At 31.4% G+C, this 15,044-nt stretch carries 16 protein-coding genes; all 16 read right to left on the reverse strand.

The annotated features are described in order from the left end of the window. Positions 1-36 precede the first annotated feature (36 nt). Complete coding sequence (locus PGH12_RS08170; protein WP_267600095.1) at positions 37-786, reverse strand: SDR family NAD(P)-dependent oxidoreductase; 750 nt, start codon at positions 784-786, stop codon at positions 37-39. Continuing rightward, on the reverse strand, positions 786-1,832 hold the full coding sequence (locus PGH12_RS08175) for a ketoacyl-ACP synthase III (RefSeq protein WP_267600094.1): 1,047 nt from the start codon (positions 1,830-1,832) through the stop codon (positions 786-788). Before PGH12_RS08175 ends, PGH12_RS08170 begins: the two co-directional genes overlap by 1 nt. A gap of 4 nt (positions 1,833-1,836) precedes the next feature. After that, positions 1,837-2,055, reverse strand: a complete 219-nt coding sequence (locus PGH12_RS08180; RefSeq protein WP_267600093.1) for an acyl carrier protein — start codon at positions 2,053-2,055, stop codon at positions 1,837-1,839. A gap of 7 nt (positions 2,056-2,062) precedes the next feature. Continuing rightward, complete coding sequence (locus PGH12_RS08185; RefSeq protein ID WP_267600092.1) at positions 2,063-3,154, reverse strand: aromatic ring-hydroxylating oxygenase subunit alpha; 1,092 nt, start codon at positions 3,152-3,154, stop codon at positions 2,063-2,065. Then, positions 3,151-3,795, reverse strand: coding sequence for a PglD-related sugar-binding protein (locus tag PGH12_RS08190; protein WP_267600091.1), 645 nt, complete (start codon positions 3,793-3,795; stop codon positions 3,151-3,153). Before PGH12_RS08190 ends, PGH12_RS08185 begins: the two co-directional genes overlap by 4 nt. After that, entirely contained in the window at positions 3,795-4,811 is a 1,017-nt protein-coding gene (locus tag PGH12_RS08195) for a ketoacyl-ACP synthase III (RefSeq protein ID WP_267600090.1), read from the reverse strand. Before PGH12_RS08195 ends, PGH12_RS08190 begins: the two co-directional genes overlap by 1 nt. Positions 4,812-4,816: 5 nt before the next feature. Further along, positions 4,817-5,422: a sugar transferase gene (locus PGH12_RS08200; RefSeq protein ID WP_267600089.1), complete on the reverse strand. Its 606-nt coding sequence runs from the start codon at positions 5,420-5,422 to the stop codon at positions 4,817-4,819. Between the two features lie 2 nt (positions 5,423-5,424). After that, a complete protein-coding gene (locus tag PGH12_RS08205; RefSeq protein ID WP_267600088.1) occupies positions 5,425-6,618 on the reverse strand; it encodes a glycosyltransferase family 4 protein in 1,194 nt (397 codons plus the stop codon). 54 nt (positions 6,619-6,672) lie between these two features. After that, positions 6,673-7,812, reverse strand: coding sequence for a non-hydrolyzing UDP-N-acetylglucosamine 2-epimerase (gene wecB / locus PGH12_RS08210; RefSeq protein WP_267600087.1), 1,140 nt, complete (start codon positions 7,810-7,812; stop codon positions 6,673-6,675). 73 nt (positions 7,813-7,885) lie between these two features. Next, complete coding sequence (locus tag PGH12_RS08215) at positions 7,886-9,004, reverse strand: polysaccharide biosynthesis C-terminal domain-containing protein (RefSeq protein ID WP_267600086.1); 1,119 nt, start codon at positions 9,002-9,004, stop codon at positions 7,886-7,888. A gap of 61 nt (positions 9,005-9,065) precedes the next feature. Next, on the reverse strand, positions 9,066-9,476 hold the full coding sequence (locus PGH12_RS08220) for a WxcM-like domain-containing protein (protein WP_267600085.1): 411 nt from the start codon (positions 9,474-9,476) through the stop codon (positions 9,066-9,068). A gap of 38 nt (positions 9,477-9,514) precedes the next feature. After that, a complete protein-coding gene (locus PGH12_RS08225; protein WP_267600084.1) occupies positions 9,515-10,549 on the reverse strand; it encodes a polysaccharide biosynthesis protein in 1,035 nt (344 codons plus the stop codon). 9 nt (positions 10,550-10,558) lie between these two features. After that, on the reverse strand, positions 10,559-11,476 hold the full coding sequence (locus PGH12_RS08230; protein WP_267600083.1) for an NAD-dependent epimerase/dehydratase family protein: 918 nt from the start codon (positions 11,474-11,476) through the stop codon (positions 10,559-10,561). Between the two features lie 10 nt (positions 11,477-11,486). Beyond that, a complete protein-coding gene (locus PGH12_RS08235; RefSeq protein WP_267600082.1) occupies positions 11,487-12,659 on the reverse strand; it encodes a glycosyltransferase in 1,173 nt (390 codons plus the stop codon). Between the two features lie 24 nt (positions 12,660-12,683). Next, positions 12,684-13,706: a glycosyltransferase gene (locus PGH12_RS08240; RefSeq protein WP_267600081.1), complete on the reverse strand. Its 1,023-nt coding sequence runs from the start codon at positions 13,704-13,706 to the stop codon at positions 12,684-12,686. Next, the gene (locus PGH12_RS08245; protein WP_271286824.1) at positions 13,688-15,010 is read right to left on the reverse strand and encodes an O-antigen polymerase; all 1,323 of its coding nucleotides are present in this window, start codon (positions 15,008-15,010) and stop codon (positions 13,688-13,690) included. Before PGH12_RS08245 ends, PGH12_RS08240 begins: the two co-directional genes overlap by 19 nt. Positions 15,011-15,044 lie beyond the last annotated feature (34 nt).

Below are 15,044 nucleotides of genomic sequence, written 5' to 3' on the forward strand. Positions count from 1 at the left end.
ACTTTTTGGGGGCAGTCCATTTGTAAGGCTTTTTTATTATATAATTGCAGTTCTACCTCCATCGAGGATTAGATCCTGACCTGTAATCCATTTACTAGCTTCTGATAAAAGGAAAACAATTGGCAATGCAACATCTTCCGGCTCTCCATAACCCAAAGGATATTTTTTCTTATCTTCATTAATTACTTCTTCAGACAAAAAGCTGCTCGCATCCAAAGTAATCTGAGTATTTACCATTCCCGGAGCAACTGTATTTACCCTGATCTTTTTGAAAGCCAATTCATTAGCATATGTCTTTGCCATAATTCCCAATGCTGCTTTTGTAATTCCGTACAGACCATTGCCTTTCATTCCGTAAAGTCCTGATATTGAACTCACAAAAACAATAGATGCCGGTTTATTGAATTTTTTCTTTTTTAGTAAATGAGAAATAAAAACCAAAGCAGAGTCTAGATTTACTGTTCTGATTTTGTTATATAATTCTTCATTAAAAAATTGAATAGGATTGTTTTCTACAATACCTGCAGAATGTACAAAACCGTCAATTTTCACTTCCAAAGATTCAACTAATGCCGGGATAGTATCTAATTGCGTAACATCCAAAAATCTTGAAGAGGAACCTTGTATATTATTTTCTTTAATAAACTGATCCAGCTGATCTGTTTTTCTTCCTAAACCGATAAAGTTTCCTCCTGCGTTAAAGATTTGTTTACAAACCTCAAAACCTATTCCTGATGTAGCACCAGTTACTAAAATTGTTTTATTTTCTAGCGAAAATGCATTCATTAATATTCAATTAAATCGTTGATTATTCCTTTATCAAAATTCATCCTTACAATACCGATACTCAATCCTACTCCAAAACCGCACATTACAACTTCAGTTTTTTCAAGATTTGTATCTTGGGTTGTCATTGTCATGGGAATTGTTGCAGAACTCGTGTTACCATATTTATCCAAAGAATAAGGAACTTGTTCTGTTGTAAGCTTTATCTTTTTTCTGATCATATCGTTCATAAAACGATTTGCTTGATGGAAATAAAAATATTTTACTTGCTCTTTATCAACTTGAAAATGCTCAATAAATTTTTTCAATTCCTGAGTCACTGTTCCTATTCCGAAAGAAAAAACATTAGTTCCATTCATGTACGTATTAATACCCGAACGCATGTTTCCGTCTTTATCTTCCTTTAAAACCAAAGATTCTTCAGTAAAAGGGTTTCGATATCCACCTTCGGGAACGATAATATCTCCGAAGCCGCTTCCGTCTGACCACAAATTAAAATCCATTTTACCGCCAACAGAATATTCTAAGGCAGTAGCACTTCCTGCATCACCAAATAAAGGATATGTTGCTTTATCTAACGGTGAGCATTGTTTACTCAAAGTATCTCCTACCAAGAGAAGACCTTTCTTGAGTTGTCCGTTCTGAAGAAAATTTGATAAGATGGATAATCCGTAAACGTAGCCACTGCATCCTAGAGGTACATCAAAACAAATTGTATTTTTAGAAAGTCCTAATTTGTCTTGAATAATAATAGATGTATTTGGTACAGGAAAATCCGGAGTTTGGGTAACCATAATCAAAACATCTATATCTTCCTTTTGCCAGTTTAGCTTTTCTAAAAGATTATTGGCTGCTTTTATACATAGATCTGAAGTACATGTATCGTTATCAACATGTCTTTTCTCAGCAATACCGGTAACAGAGATAAATTTTTCTGCTTCGTCTCTTGTTGAAAACAAATCGTTCTCCAAATTTTTTACAATTTGGGTAGGGACTGCAGAAACAACTCCAGCTATACGTACATTTTCAATAGAGAATAATGCCATAATTCTACTTTTGAGTCAATTGAAATAAATCTGACAAAGTGTTAGCTTTATTAATGCTATCTCCATTGAGTTTAGCTTCATACTGTTCATCAAACATTGCAATAAGCATTAAAGCAGTCATCGAGTTCCATTCATCCAGATTCTTGAATTCTGTATCTGGAGTAATTACATCTCTATCTGTTTCTTCTAATAATTCGTAAAAGTTTTCTAAAAACTGTTCCATTGTATTTTTATTTATAATTAATAATATTTTTTATATTTTGATGAAAAGCCTCAATCCTAAATTCCTCTTCGCCAAATATTTGTTTATCATTCAGGATAATACTTAAATTTTTTTGGATAACTTCCAAGATATCTCTGTCCTCAAAAATAACTCTCTTGGATGAGTCTAAAGAAGCCTGAGCATAGGCATTGAGTAGCATTCCTTCTTTTTTCGTAAGACCCGTATAAGTAGGCTTTACAAACTCTGCATATAAATTGGTGAGATTAGGCTTTTCAGGCGATAATTTCCCGACATAAAATAGATTTCCGGCAGTACTCGAAATGAATAGATTCGGAAATATATACCAATGCTGCAAAGATTTATGTGAATATTCAGTTTTAGTTAAAAAAGACAATTTCGCTTCTCTCTCTGTTTGTAACGCCGTAGTTCTAATAGGATAATCAACTTTATCGTGTCCATTTTCGTAAAAATGATTCTCAGGCTTTTTACCCCCGATTCCGATAGGAACTAATGTTTCTTTGTGAACACTGCTGCAGTGGTAACATTCTAAGACATTCTCTACCAATAATTTCCAATTAGCTTTATGATTAAGAACTATTGTTTCGTGATTGATAATTTCTTGAAAAAAAGAAGATAGTTCAAATAATTTATCGTAAAAAGTTCCCAAAAATTCCTTCAAAGAAACAGAATCTTTTTTGTTAACTTTCGCAAAAACAAACCTACCACAAATTTCTACTTCATGTTGTTCTAATTTTGATCTGCTACAAGACGTCAATTCTTCTTTTAAGCAGGCAGATCTCACCATAGGATTACCGTTGTCATCGTAAACCCAATTGTGATAAGAACAAATCACATGTCCGTTGCCTTCATTTCCTTTATGAATGTTATTAAATCTGTGCAGGCATATATTTGAAAAGCATTTCAATTGCTCTCCAAAATTCTGTACAAAAACTGAAACAGAACCACAGCGATAAGTGATATAATCATTTTTATTTTGCAGCTTATCTGAAAGCCCTACAAAAAACCAACTTTTATGAAAAATTCCATCCAGCTCTTGGTTGAGTACATTTTCATCTGTATAATTGATATTCTTAATCATAAGTTTATCTTTTTTGCGGGAATTCCGAAATAGGTATTACCATCCTTCAGATTTCGCATAATGCTTGTATTCATCCAGATATTATTATTGTTTCCAATATTTTTATTCTGTAAAACGATGGAATTTACTCCAAAATCATTCTTATCGCCGATGGTTACAGCTCCTGAAATTGCAACTCTGGGACCAAAACTGTTGATATCACCAATTTTACAATCATGACCTATTCCTGTGTAAGAATTGAATATATTAAAGCTCCCAATTTCCAAATTTGTGGAAAGAATAACATGATGCATCACAATATTACCTTCTCCTATTTTAATATAATCATAATCAACAATCGCATGAGGCGAAAATAAATTTGGAAAACATACTTTATTATTTTCTTTTAATTTATTAATAATAATCTCTCTAGTATTTACATTATTTATAGTAATTACAATGTCTATTTCAGAATCAATAGTCATCAGAAAATCTGATCCTGCAAGAACTTTCACTCCACGAAGTTCAGTATTTTGAATTTGAGGATTATCATCAATAAAAAAAACCTGGTTCCACTGTTTTTTTTCTTTCTGAATAATTTCTACCAAATGTAAAATCTCTGTAGAAAAACCTCCTGCTCCAATTAGATATAAATCTTTCATTAAAATTTTTTGTCAACACTTATTACAGTTCCTCCCCAAGATAATCCTACACCAAATCCTACTAAAGCAATATTTTCTACTGGAAATTCGCCAGAATATCCATCACTCCATCTCTTTAATGCAATTGGAATTGTACACGAAACGGTATTTCCACCGTCTTCTAAATCAATATAGAATTTTTCTTTTGGAGCTTTAATTTTCTTTCTCAAAAAATCGAGCATGAATTGGTTTGCTTGGTGAAGAACAAACAAATTGCACTCATCCATCTCTACATTATTTTTTTCTAATAAATTCAGCGTAAATTTAGGAATCACGGCACTTGTGAAGTTAAAAATCTCTGGGCCATCCATGTACAATTCATTATCTGTATATCTATTACCTGAACCATATTCTTTTACTTTTGAATTGGTTTCTATTTTATTTTTACTTGCTCCGTTTTTAATAATCAATTTATCATATCCTAGACCATCCGTTCCAAACAAAAAGTTTTGAATATTATTATTTTCTTCATCATAAGATATTATCGTAGCTGTTGCAGCATCACCAAAAATTCCGCGATTAGATTTATCTTCAGGATTAAGATATTTTGAATATGTTTCGGCAGTTACTAACAAGACATTTTTAGCTTGTTTAGTTTCTATAAGACCTTTTGCCATACTCAAACCATATATGTAACCGCTGCATCCTAAATTGAAATCAAAGGCACCAACTGAAGTATTTAGTCCTAGTCTCTGTTGAAGAATACAAGCAGTAGTTGGTAATATATATTCAGGACTTTGAGTACAGTAAATTATAAAATCTACAATATCTTTATCAAAGTTATGAAAGAGTTTAAAACATGCCTTTTCAGCCAAATCTAATGCTGTTTCACTTTCATTAACCCAATATCTTTTTTTAATTCCAACCTTAGTATCAAATTTAGTGAAATCGTAATCTGGAAACTGTTTTGAAAGGTCATCGTTTGTGTAACCTTTTTCAGGAAAAATATATTCTATATGTTTGATTATTGCTCCCATTAAGTTTAATTATAGCCATTAAATGCCTCTGTTGTAGCCTGACCTTCGGCAGAAATTCCTTCTCTCACAAATACTTTATTTATTGTTTGGAAGAAAATTTTAAGATCCAAAATTACGGATAAATGATCGACATACCAAACATCCAATTCAAACTTCTTTGTCCAGGAAATGGCATTTCTGCCGTTTACCTGCGCCCAACCTGTAATTCCAGGTCGAACATTATGTCTGCGTTTTTGATTATCGTTATATAAGGACAGATATTGTGGAAGTAAAGGACGAGGACCAATTAAAGACATGTCTCCTTTTAAAACATTAAAAAGCTGTGGCAATTCATCCAAAGATGTTTTTCGTACAAAAGCTCCGACAGGAGTCAGTCTTTCAGAATCAGAAAGAAGATTTCCCCGAATGTCTTTCTTATCATTCATAGTCTTAAACTTGATGATTCTGAAAATTTTTTCTTTTAATCCCGGGCGAGCCTGAAAAAAGAAAGGCTTACCATCGTTTGCAAAATACAAACCAATTGTTACAATAATAAAGACCGGACTTAAAATCAATAATGCAAAAAATGCAACCATGAAATCAAGCAGTCTTTTTATATAATTTTTATACATTCTTATATCTTTTCTATGATCAAATTGTACGATATGTCGACTAAATATTCACTCATCAGAAGTTTCTCAGCATTATCTCCCAATTTACACAAGTCATTATGAAGTAAAGCTTCTAATTTTATATGCATTTCGTTCTTATTGCCTGCAATAACTTTATATCCGCAATTCGCTTTCTCAATGATGTCACCGATGTCTGTATTTGCATCAGTTGCAGCAAGTACAGGTATTTTCATTTCCAGATACGATAATAATCTTGATGGAAAATTAGGAATCAGGAAATTTTTATCTAGAAAAATTAAACCTACGTCACATGCTGCCAATAATTTATCATAATCATCTTTTGGTAACCGTTGAAGAAGTTTTGCATTACCCGGTTTATTATTATTGAACCAATCCTGAATTTTTGGAAACTCAGTGCCATCACCAACTATCAGAAAAAATATCTCTTCAAATTTTGTTGTATGAATAGTTTCTAATAAAAAATCTAAACCTTGCGGTTTTCCTAAATTACCTCCGTAAACAAAAACTTTTTTATTTGCAGGAATCTGATATTTTTCACGAATAGATTTTTTTTGTGCATCAGAATATGAAAAAACAACAGGTTCTATTGTGTTCGGATTAACTTCAACTTTATTACGGTTGATTTCAGGATTATGTTTTAGAACAAATTCTACATTTGCAGGAGACATACATCCTATTGTATCTGAAATCTGATACAGTTTTTTTTCCTTTTTTAAAAATTGTTTATGCAGAAAACCATCTTTTTTAAGCATATTCATATCTACAGCGTTCTGAGGAAAAATATCTTTTAGAAGTAAATAAGATTTTGCATGATCTCTTTTTTTTACAAACTCAATTACCTTTGCAAAGGTAATGGGTGGTGTAGAATATAAAACCAGATCAAATTTTCTATCTTTAAGATTATTTTTGATTGCTGAAAGATATTGATATTCTATTGCAAGAGTTCCAATTCCTTTCTCAATAATATTGGTTTTCTGAATATTAAATGTCTTTACCTGCAAAATTGAAACCCCTTCTTTTTTACTGAAATTAGTAGAAATCCCCTTTCTTCTTTCAACTGGTGATACGATGGTAACATCATGCCCTTCCTTACGAAATTTTCGCAACAAGTCCTGATAAATACCCCGGTCTTCTACAGAGTTGATTTCAACTAAAGTCAAAAAAAGTATATTCATATGCAGATTTAAATTGTCTTAAAACGATATGTAATCACATTTGCGATTTCATTCTTAAATTTCTTCTGACCAAACAGTCCTTTTAATATAATCTGTATAGGAAATAATAATTCTCACCACTTTTTCAGAAACATTCGGCATCGAATAATCGGAAACAGGTCTGAAATTTCTTTCTGCTCCTACTTTTTGTTGTAAAACCTGAGTCAAACCCTGCAAAACTCTTTCTGGAGACAAGCCAACCATCATTACGCTTGCTTCTTCCATTGCTTCAGGTCTTTCGTGCGCCTGGCGAATGTTTAGAGCTCTGAAATTTAAGATAGATGATTCCTCTGAAATTGTTCCCGAATCTGAAAGTACGGCATAAGCTCTTTTTTGCAAAGCATTATAATCGTGAAAGCCTAAAGGCTTCAAAAATTGAATTTCAGGACGCATTTCAATCTGCATTTTGTCAATCATGTTTTTTGTACGCGGATGAGTGGAAACGATGATTGGAAATTGATACTTTTCAGCGATAGCATTCAAAGAATCCATCAATCCTCTAAAGTTTTTCTCAGAGTTGATATTTTCTTCTCGGTGAGATGAAACTACAAAAAATTTCCCCTCCTCCAAATTTAGTTTTTCAAGTACCTTTGAAGCATCAATTTGTAGTAAATAATGATTCAAAACTTCAAACATAGGCGAACCCGTTTTGATGATCCTATCTGCAGGCAATCCTTCTCTTAAAAGATATTCTCTCGCAATATCTGAATATGTAAGGTTGATATCAGAAGTATGGTCTACAATTTTACGGTTGGTTTCTTCAGGAACTCTCTGATCAAAACATCTGTTTCCAGCTTCCATATGGAAAATAGGAATATGTCTTTTCTTTGCAGGAATTGCACACAGACAAGAGTTTGTATCTCCTAAAACCAAAAATGCATCAGGTTTTAATTCTTCTAATAAAGGATCAATTTTAATTAAAATATTTCCGACAGTTTCTGTTGCTGTTTTTCCAGCTGCTTCCAAGAAATAATCGGGTTTGCGAAGTCCTAGATCTTCAAAAAAGATCTGATTCAATTCGTAATCATAGTTTTGCCCAGTATGAACGATGATATGTTCTACTGCTTCAGATGCATCTAAAGCATCTAATACTCTTGATAATCTAATGATTTCAGGTCGTGTACCAACGACCGTCATTACTTTAAGTTTTTTCATTATATAGCTTTTTGCTGACGGCTTTCGTTTTTAGCAATTACTTTCAGCTTTTAATATTAAATTTAATTACAAATTATACTTCAAGAAAATAAGTGTCTGAATTTTCTGGGTTGAATGCTTCATTGATCCAGAAGATCGTATATAATTCTTCTTCTCCAATATTTTTAATGTTGTGAGTATACCAGATCGGCATATCTACATAAGCAGGCTCATTTCCGTCAAGATAAAAATCTAAAACTTCGTCAGTATCTATTTTTCTTAATTGAATCAATGCTTTACCCTTAATTACAGCAAAACGCTCAATTTTTCTTGTGTGATAATGATTTCCTCTTGTGATATCCGGAACTGTGGTTGAAAACGAACATTGTCCGCCAATTCCAAGTCTGATCACTTCAACAAAAGCTCCGCGAGGATCTGTATGTTGAGTAAATTTTACCGGATAATGTGTTTTATGATCAATATAAGAACGGTAAGTGTTGAATAAATTATGTTCGAAAGAATCATTGATCACAGGAATTTCTCCGCCGTCAAAATATTTCGTTTTATAATCATTTAATAATGCTAAGACTTCAGAAACTTTTTTAGTTGTGGTAGGTTCAATAAAGAATTCTGGTTTACTATTACCTTCTCTGATTTCACTAATAATCGTATCAACCAATTCCTGAACGTAAATTAATTTAACTTCTCCATCTGTAGCAATCGTCGGAGTTTCTCCATGTGTTAACTGATGACAGAAAGTAGCAACAAAAGAATTGTAGAAAGGTTTTCCGAAAGCACCAAAAACATTAGGAATAATTAATCCTGTTATTTTTCCACCATTTTCATTGGCCCAGTTTACCAATGCTTCTCTTCCTTCTTTTTTAGATTTCCCATATAAATTATCTCTTTCTTCCTGCGTAGAAGAAGAAATCATTACATGAGCTTTTGAATCAGTTCTTTTTAAAGAATCTACCAGCTTTTGAGCCAAACCAACATTGGTCTCATAGATAAATTGCTCACTTTCGTGACGGTTCATCGCAGCAAGATGTACAATCACATCGCACTGCTTTACAAATTGATCTAATTCAACCTGATCTTCAAAATATTCTTTTTTAAAATCAACTCTTTCAAATTCTTCAGGAAATAAGCCCAAAGTATTGTATAAATGTCTTCCGACAAAACCATTCTGACCGGTAATTCCGATTTTTTTCATTTTTAAATGCTTTTAGCAAACTTAAACCATTGCAAAACACCCATTAGTTAAAATGTTATGCTTATATATTATTAAAATAATCTAAACTGTATCTGTACTCATCGCTGATCTCTCCCATTTCATGGTCAGCTAAAACCAGCAATTTACTTTTGCCATTTCTTGCCCGAATTGCTGTAATATATCCCGCAGGAATACGAAGGTAAGTTAGCGCATCATCTTTTAAAAGATATTTCTGAATTGTTAAATCTTTTGAAGGATTTGTAAAATTATCTACTGCAATTACAGAAATTTCAAAGCTTCCTTTCATACAAGCAAACCATCTCTGTTCTACTTTATGACCTTGCCAGCCACGAATAAAATCTGTAGAATGATTTTCGATAGTGTAGATGCTTTTTATCTGTGAAGCAACAAAGTCATTATTAAAAGTAATAATTCCTCTTTCGTCCTGATGTTTCTTTCCTTCTAAAAGCATCAATTTTACTTTTTATACTTAACTTCATCTTATTATTTCTAATAAGGATATTGCATCACATCTTCTCCAAAAACTTCTTTTCTGATTAAAGGCAAAGTGGAAATCAGTTTTTTCAGACCTTCAACGCCTTCCTGCTTTGTATTGTGAGAATGATAATCTTCAATCTGGGCAACTTCTTCTTCACCTTCAGAGAAATACTGTGCATAATTCAAATCTCGGTTGTCTGCTGGTACTCTGTAAAAATCTCCCATATCCTCAGCTTTTGCCATTTCTTCCCGGGTACAAAGTGTTTCATATAATTTCTCGCCGTGACGGGTTCCGATTACTTTTACAGGAACATCTTTACCTGTGAGTTCAATTAAAGCTTTTGCCAAATCACCTATGCTTCCAGCTGGAGCTTTATTAACAAATAAATCTCCCGGATTTGCATGCTGAAAGGCAAATAAAACCAAATCTACAGCATCTTCCAATGACATGAAAAAACGTGACATATTCGGATCTGTGATTGTAATAGGCTCACCTTTTTGAATCTGATTTAAAAACAAAGGAATAACAGATCCTCTTGAAGCCATTACATTTCCATAACGGGTAAGACAAACCACTGTATCATTTGTATTTCTGGATTCTGCAACAGCAACTTTTTCCATCATTGCTTTAGAAATTCCCATCGCATTGATAGGATAAGCTGCTTTATCTGTCGACAGACAAATTACTTTCTGTACTTTGTTTGCAGTGGCTGCACGAATAACATTCTGAGTTCCTTCAACATTAGTTTTCACTGCCTGCATCGGGAAAAATTCACAAGATGGAACTTGTTTCAACGCTGCAGCATGAAAGATATAATCTACACCTCTGGTTGCCGGTTCTACACTTGAGAAATCTCTAACATCACCTATATAATATTTTATTTTATCGTTTTTGTACAAATTTCGCATGTCATCCTGTTTTTTCTCATCACGAGAAAAAATACGGATTTCCTTGAAGTGGTCTGTTTTTAAGAATCTGTTGAGTACAGCAGTTCCGAATGAACCTGTACCGCCTGTTATTAGAAGGATTTTATTTTGAATTTTCATTGTATTCTTTTACTTAATTTTTTCTAAAAATGCCCAAGTTTCACTAATACCAAGCATTAAATTTACCTTGGGACTAAAAAGCAAATCCTTTTTTGCTTTTTCAATATCTAAGCAAATATGCTGTACATCAAATTTATTTGACTCAAGGTATTGCACCTCAAAATTACTTTCACAAACATTTTTTATTGTACTGATAATTTCATTAATTGAAGTCCCTTTACCGCTTCCAATATTAAATATTTCTCCATTTGATGTACATATTGATGCTTCATATATCGCATCCGCCAAGTCGGTTATAAAAACATAATCTTTAGATATATTTCCATCTCCCCAAACCTCAAGATTCTGTTTTTGAAAAACTTTACCTAAAAAAACCGAAATAACCCCCTGATTACTAAAAGGGTTTTGCCTAGGTCCATATGGATTTGAAGGTCTTATAATATTATATTCCACCCCGTAATTTAAGGAAAAATAGGCTAAATACTTTTCGATTGCCAATTTGGTAATTCCGTAAGAAGAGATTGGGTTTGTAGATGAATCTTCTTTAATAGGTACGATTTCAGGCTCTCCATATACTGCTCCACCACTTGATAAGTAAACAATTCGCTTTATATTTTTTTCACAAGCTGTTCTAAACAATTTGACAGAGTTTATTAAATTCGATTCGATATCAAATTCAATATTTTGATTTGAAGTTATCGGTACTGTCGTGCTTATGCAATGAATTAGAACGTCCTTACCCTTAAAAGCACTTTCAACTAATTTTTGATTATTAATATCTCCAAATACATATTTTACATCCGATAGAGGTTGTCTGAACTTTTCACTCCCTAAATCAAAAACGGTAACTTCGTGACCTTTACTTATCAAGATATCTACAACGTAAGAACCTATAAATCCATTTCCTCCAAGAACTACATATTTCATATTTCAATTTTTAAAAAATAAAATCAGGTTTTTGACTTTTGTTTAACATCCAACTATATAATGACAAAGTTTTTTTTGCAATTTCATCCCAAAGATATTTTTCATTAACTAATTTTCTTGCATTTTTGCTGTAAGTACTCAGCATATCCGAAGATAAATCAATCATCCTAATCAAAGAATCTGTTATTGAATTGACATCAATATCAACCCAAAAACCGCATTCATAATCATTCAAATCTTTCCAACTAGAAGACTTTGTAGTTATAACAGGTATTCCATACGCTAAAGCATCTACAACAACCATTGGAGAACCTTCAGAATAAGAAGGTAAAATGAAAAAATCTGAGGCATCAAAAGCATCGAATTTTTTATCTCCAAGCTGAGGCTCAATAATAAAGACACGATGAGCAAGCTTCATTTCTATAATCATATTCTCTACGACATTTTGATAGCCAAACTCATCATTTCCCACTATAACTAAAACCCAATCATCGAATTTATGGTTTAACTCAAAAATTGATTTTAATAACATATCCAATCCTTTTTTAGGTGTAATTCTAGATAAATATAATAGAACTTTTTTATCTTTTGGAAGATTATATTTAATTTTAAATAGATCTCCATTTCCTTTTTTCTGTAAAAACTGTGATCCTATCCCGTTTTCTATATAGGCTATTGGATTTTTTAATCCTAATCTTCGAAAATCTTCTATTTCATATTCAGAAGTTGCATGGAGAGTATTTGATTTTTTCAAATTGTTTTTTTCAAATAAATTGAGAGCAATATCTTTCTTTATCTTGGAAGTATTTAGTGCATATTCTGATAATGTTCCATGTGCAGCGATACATGTTTTCGCACCATTTTTTCTCAAAATAGAGGTAATTAAAGATTGTGCTGTCCATAAACTGTGTTGATGCACAATATCAAAGCTTTTTTCAGATATTGATCTTTTATGTTCTATCCTCGAAAAATTCAAAAAAGGTATATCAGATGGAAACCCTTCTAATCTTTCTTGTTCTATATTGTAATTTGACGAAGCCCAAATTACATTTTCTTTATTGTCAGAGCTCCAAATATAAACATCTTCCCCAAGTTCAAGTTGAGCCTTTACCAGTCCCATACTGATTGTTCCAAGACCATAAGACTGTTTTGAATAAGAGGAAACAATATGTAGTATTTTCATTTTTGTTATTTCTTGATTATAACTTTAAGCTAGATAGACTTTAACTTGTTCTTCGGCAATATTATAAAAATCCATTTCGCTTACGTTTTTTCTTAAATTATTATAATAATCTTTATCTGTCATTTTTTTTATGGATATAAGTAGACTATTTTGATTTTCAAGATTAAAGATTAGACCATTAAAATCATTCACAACAATTTCGTCACTACAACCAACCTTTTCACTAACAATTACTGGCATTCCATTATTAAGAGCTTCTTCTACCACGAGCCCCCAAGGTTCAATTAAAGATGGCAGAATAAATACATCATAATTCTGATAAAATTTATATAAATCAACATTACTTATTGCTCCATGAAATTTGACATTTTCAAGCGCGATGTTTTTTAAATCTTTTTCCTGCGGTCCAAAACCAATTATATGTAAATTTAAATTTGGAAATGAATTGAAAACCTGGATAAGATTTAGTAAGTTCTTTTCAGGAGAAAGTCTACCTACATAAAGAAAATTTTTTACGATTGTTCTTTCTTGAAAATATGGTTGACACTTTATATTAAATAAACCTACTCCTTTCGTCTTCTTTATTTCGTGATTAAAATTCAATGCTTTTAATAATTTCATTTGCGCTTCACCCGAAGCATATGCTCGATTTACCCTATTTAATACAAGTTTCTTTATAAAAGCCTTAAATCCTTCCGTTTTTGATTCATAAATACTTGATTCAACGATAATAGAATTTTTCCTTTTTGCACTTAATAAAGAGGCGAACCATAATAAAGGCTCATCCCAGCCTCCTAAGATTAATTCTTTATATTTTGAAAATACAATCAATTTTAGTAAAAATGCAAACTGTTGAACGCTACTCTTATTTTTCAAATCAACAAACTTAAACTTAATGAGTTCTTTTTTGAAAAAATCTTCATTACGTAATTCAGCCGTATTTCCAGTGAATATGACAAAAACTTTCTGAGTTTTTGATATTTCATTAAACAGATTAACCTTATAAAAAGCAGGAAGATTAGTTATAATTATTTTATCAAATTCCATTTTTTTAATAATTTAGAGAAAATATATGCTAGCAAAATAATAAAAATCATCATTATACTAGATGTAACTATTGATCTCACTGCAAAGAACAACCAAGCAATCACAGAACTTGAAACGATAAGTATAAAATATGAGTTAATTTCAACGTTGAGTAACTTTTCATTCAATTTAGACAACAGAATTCCTATTAAAAAAAATACAATTACAGTCAGGTACTTACCAAAATCCATATATATTTCTCCTAAAAAACCAGATGCCGTCGAATGCCCACTCTCATCATACTCATCAGTATATTCTCTGATTAGCCAGAAATCAATTTGAGTTGGTTTTGAAGTCCAAATTACTCTCGGAATCCAAAAATAAAGTAGAAAAGAAAAACTTTTACCGTAAGTGAAATCATTTTTTTTAGTATAATCTGTAATCATCGCAGCATTTCTAAAAACACCTTCTTCTGTAAAGTTACTCACCACTTTTTGATTAAATGAAGAACTTTCGTCATATGAAACAGATTCATATTTTGCCCCTGATGCAATACCGATGTTGCGATACTGTAAGAAAAAATTTCCTAAAAGTCCTATCATCAGCAAAACAATTCCTAAGCCTGCTATTTTTTTTAATTTTAAATTAAAAAGGGAAGAATTTATTAATGCAATTATTCCAAACAAAAGTAAAAACCTTGTACCACTTCCAATATATAATATAAAAATAGGAAGCGAATACAATATCACTTTTATGTAATTATCTTTTCCATAGAACTGTTTAAAATAATATTTATAATTGACGATACAAATTACACCAACTGCATAACTTATAGATGATAAAATACCATATTCAAAAGCGTTCTGCCTACCTTCAGTTAAACCTTTTATAATCAAGACAATATTTCCAAAAAAAATTAAATAAGTTAAAAATAGATTAAATTTAAAAAAAGATTTCTTATTTTTAATGAAGAAAAAGTTTTTCCTTTCTCCATTTTTTATCTTTTTTTTACAGAATAAAAGTTGATGAAAATAATATCCTGATAAAAAGGTAATGGCTGAGAAAAGAATTGTTTGAAAGGCTATTTCTACGTTTTCTTTTCCCCAATCCACTATTAAATTATCTGTATTGTTTAGAATTTCTTTGAAGTAGATATATATGAAACCAAAAATAAAAATTGAAGCTAGTGATACATATTTATCCTTTATAACATTATATCCTAAAAACAAGATAAAAACCCACAATAATATATTTGCAGATAATAATAAATTACTAAATGAAATTAATGTAGTTACAATAAGTATAAAAATCAAAAATAGTCTCACAATAAAATAAATAATAAAAAGATTAAAAAAGTTG

This window comes from Chryseobacterium sp. CY350 (assembly GCF_027945075.1).
GTDB lineage: Bacteria > Bacteroidota > Bacteroidia > Flavobacteriales > Weeksellaceae > Chryseobacterium.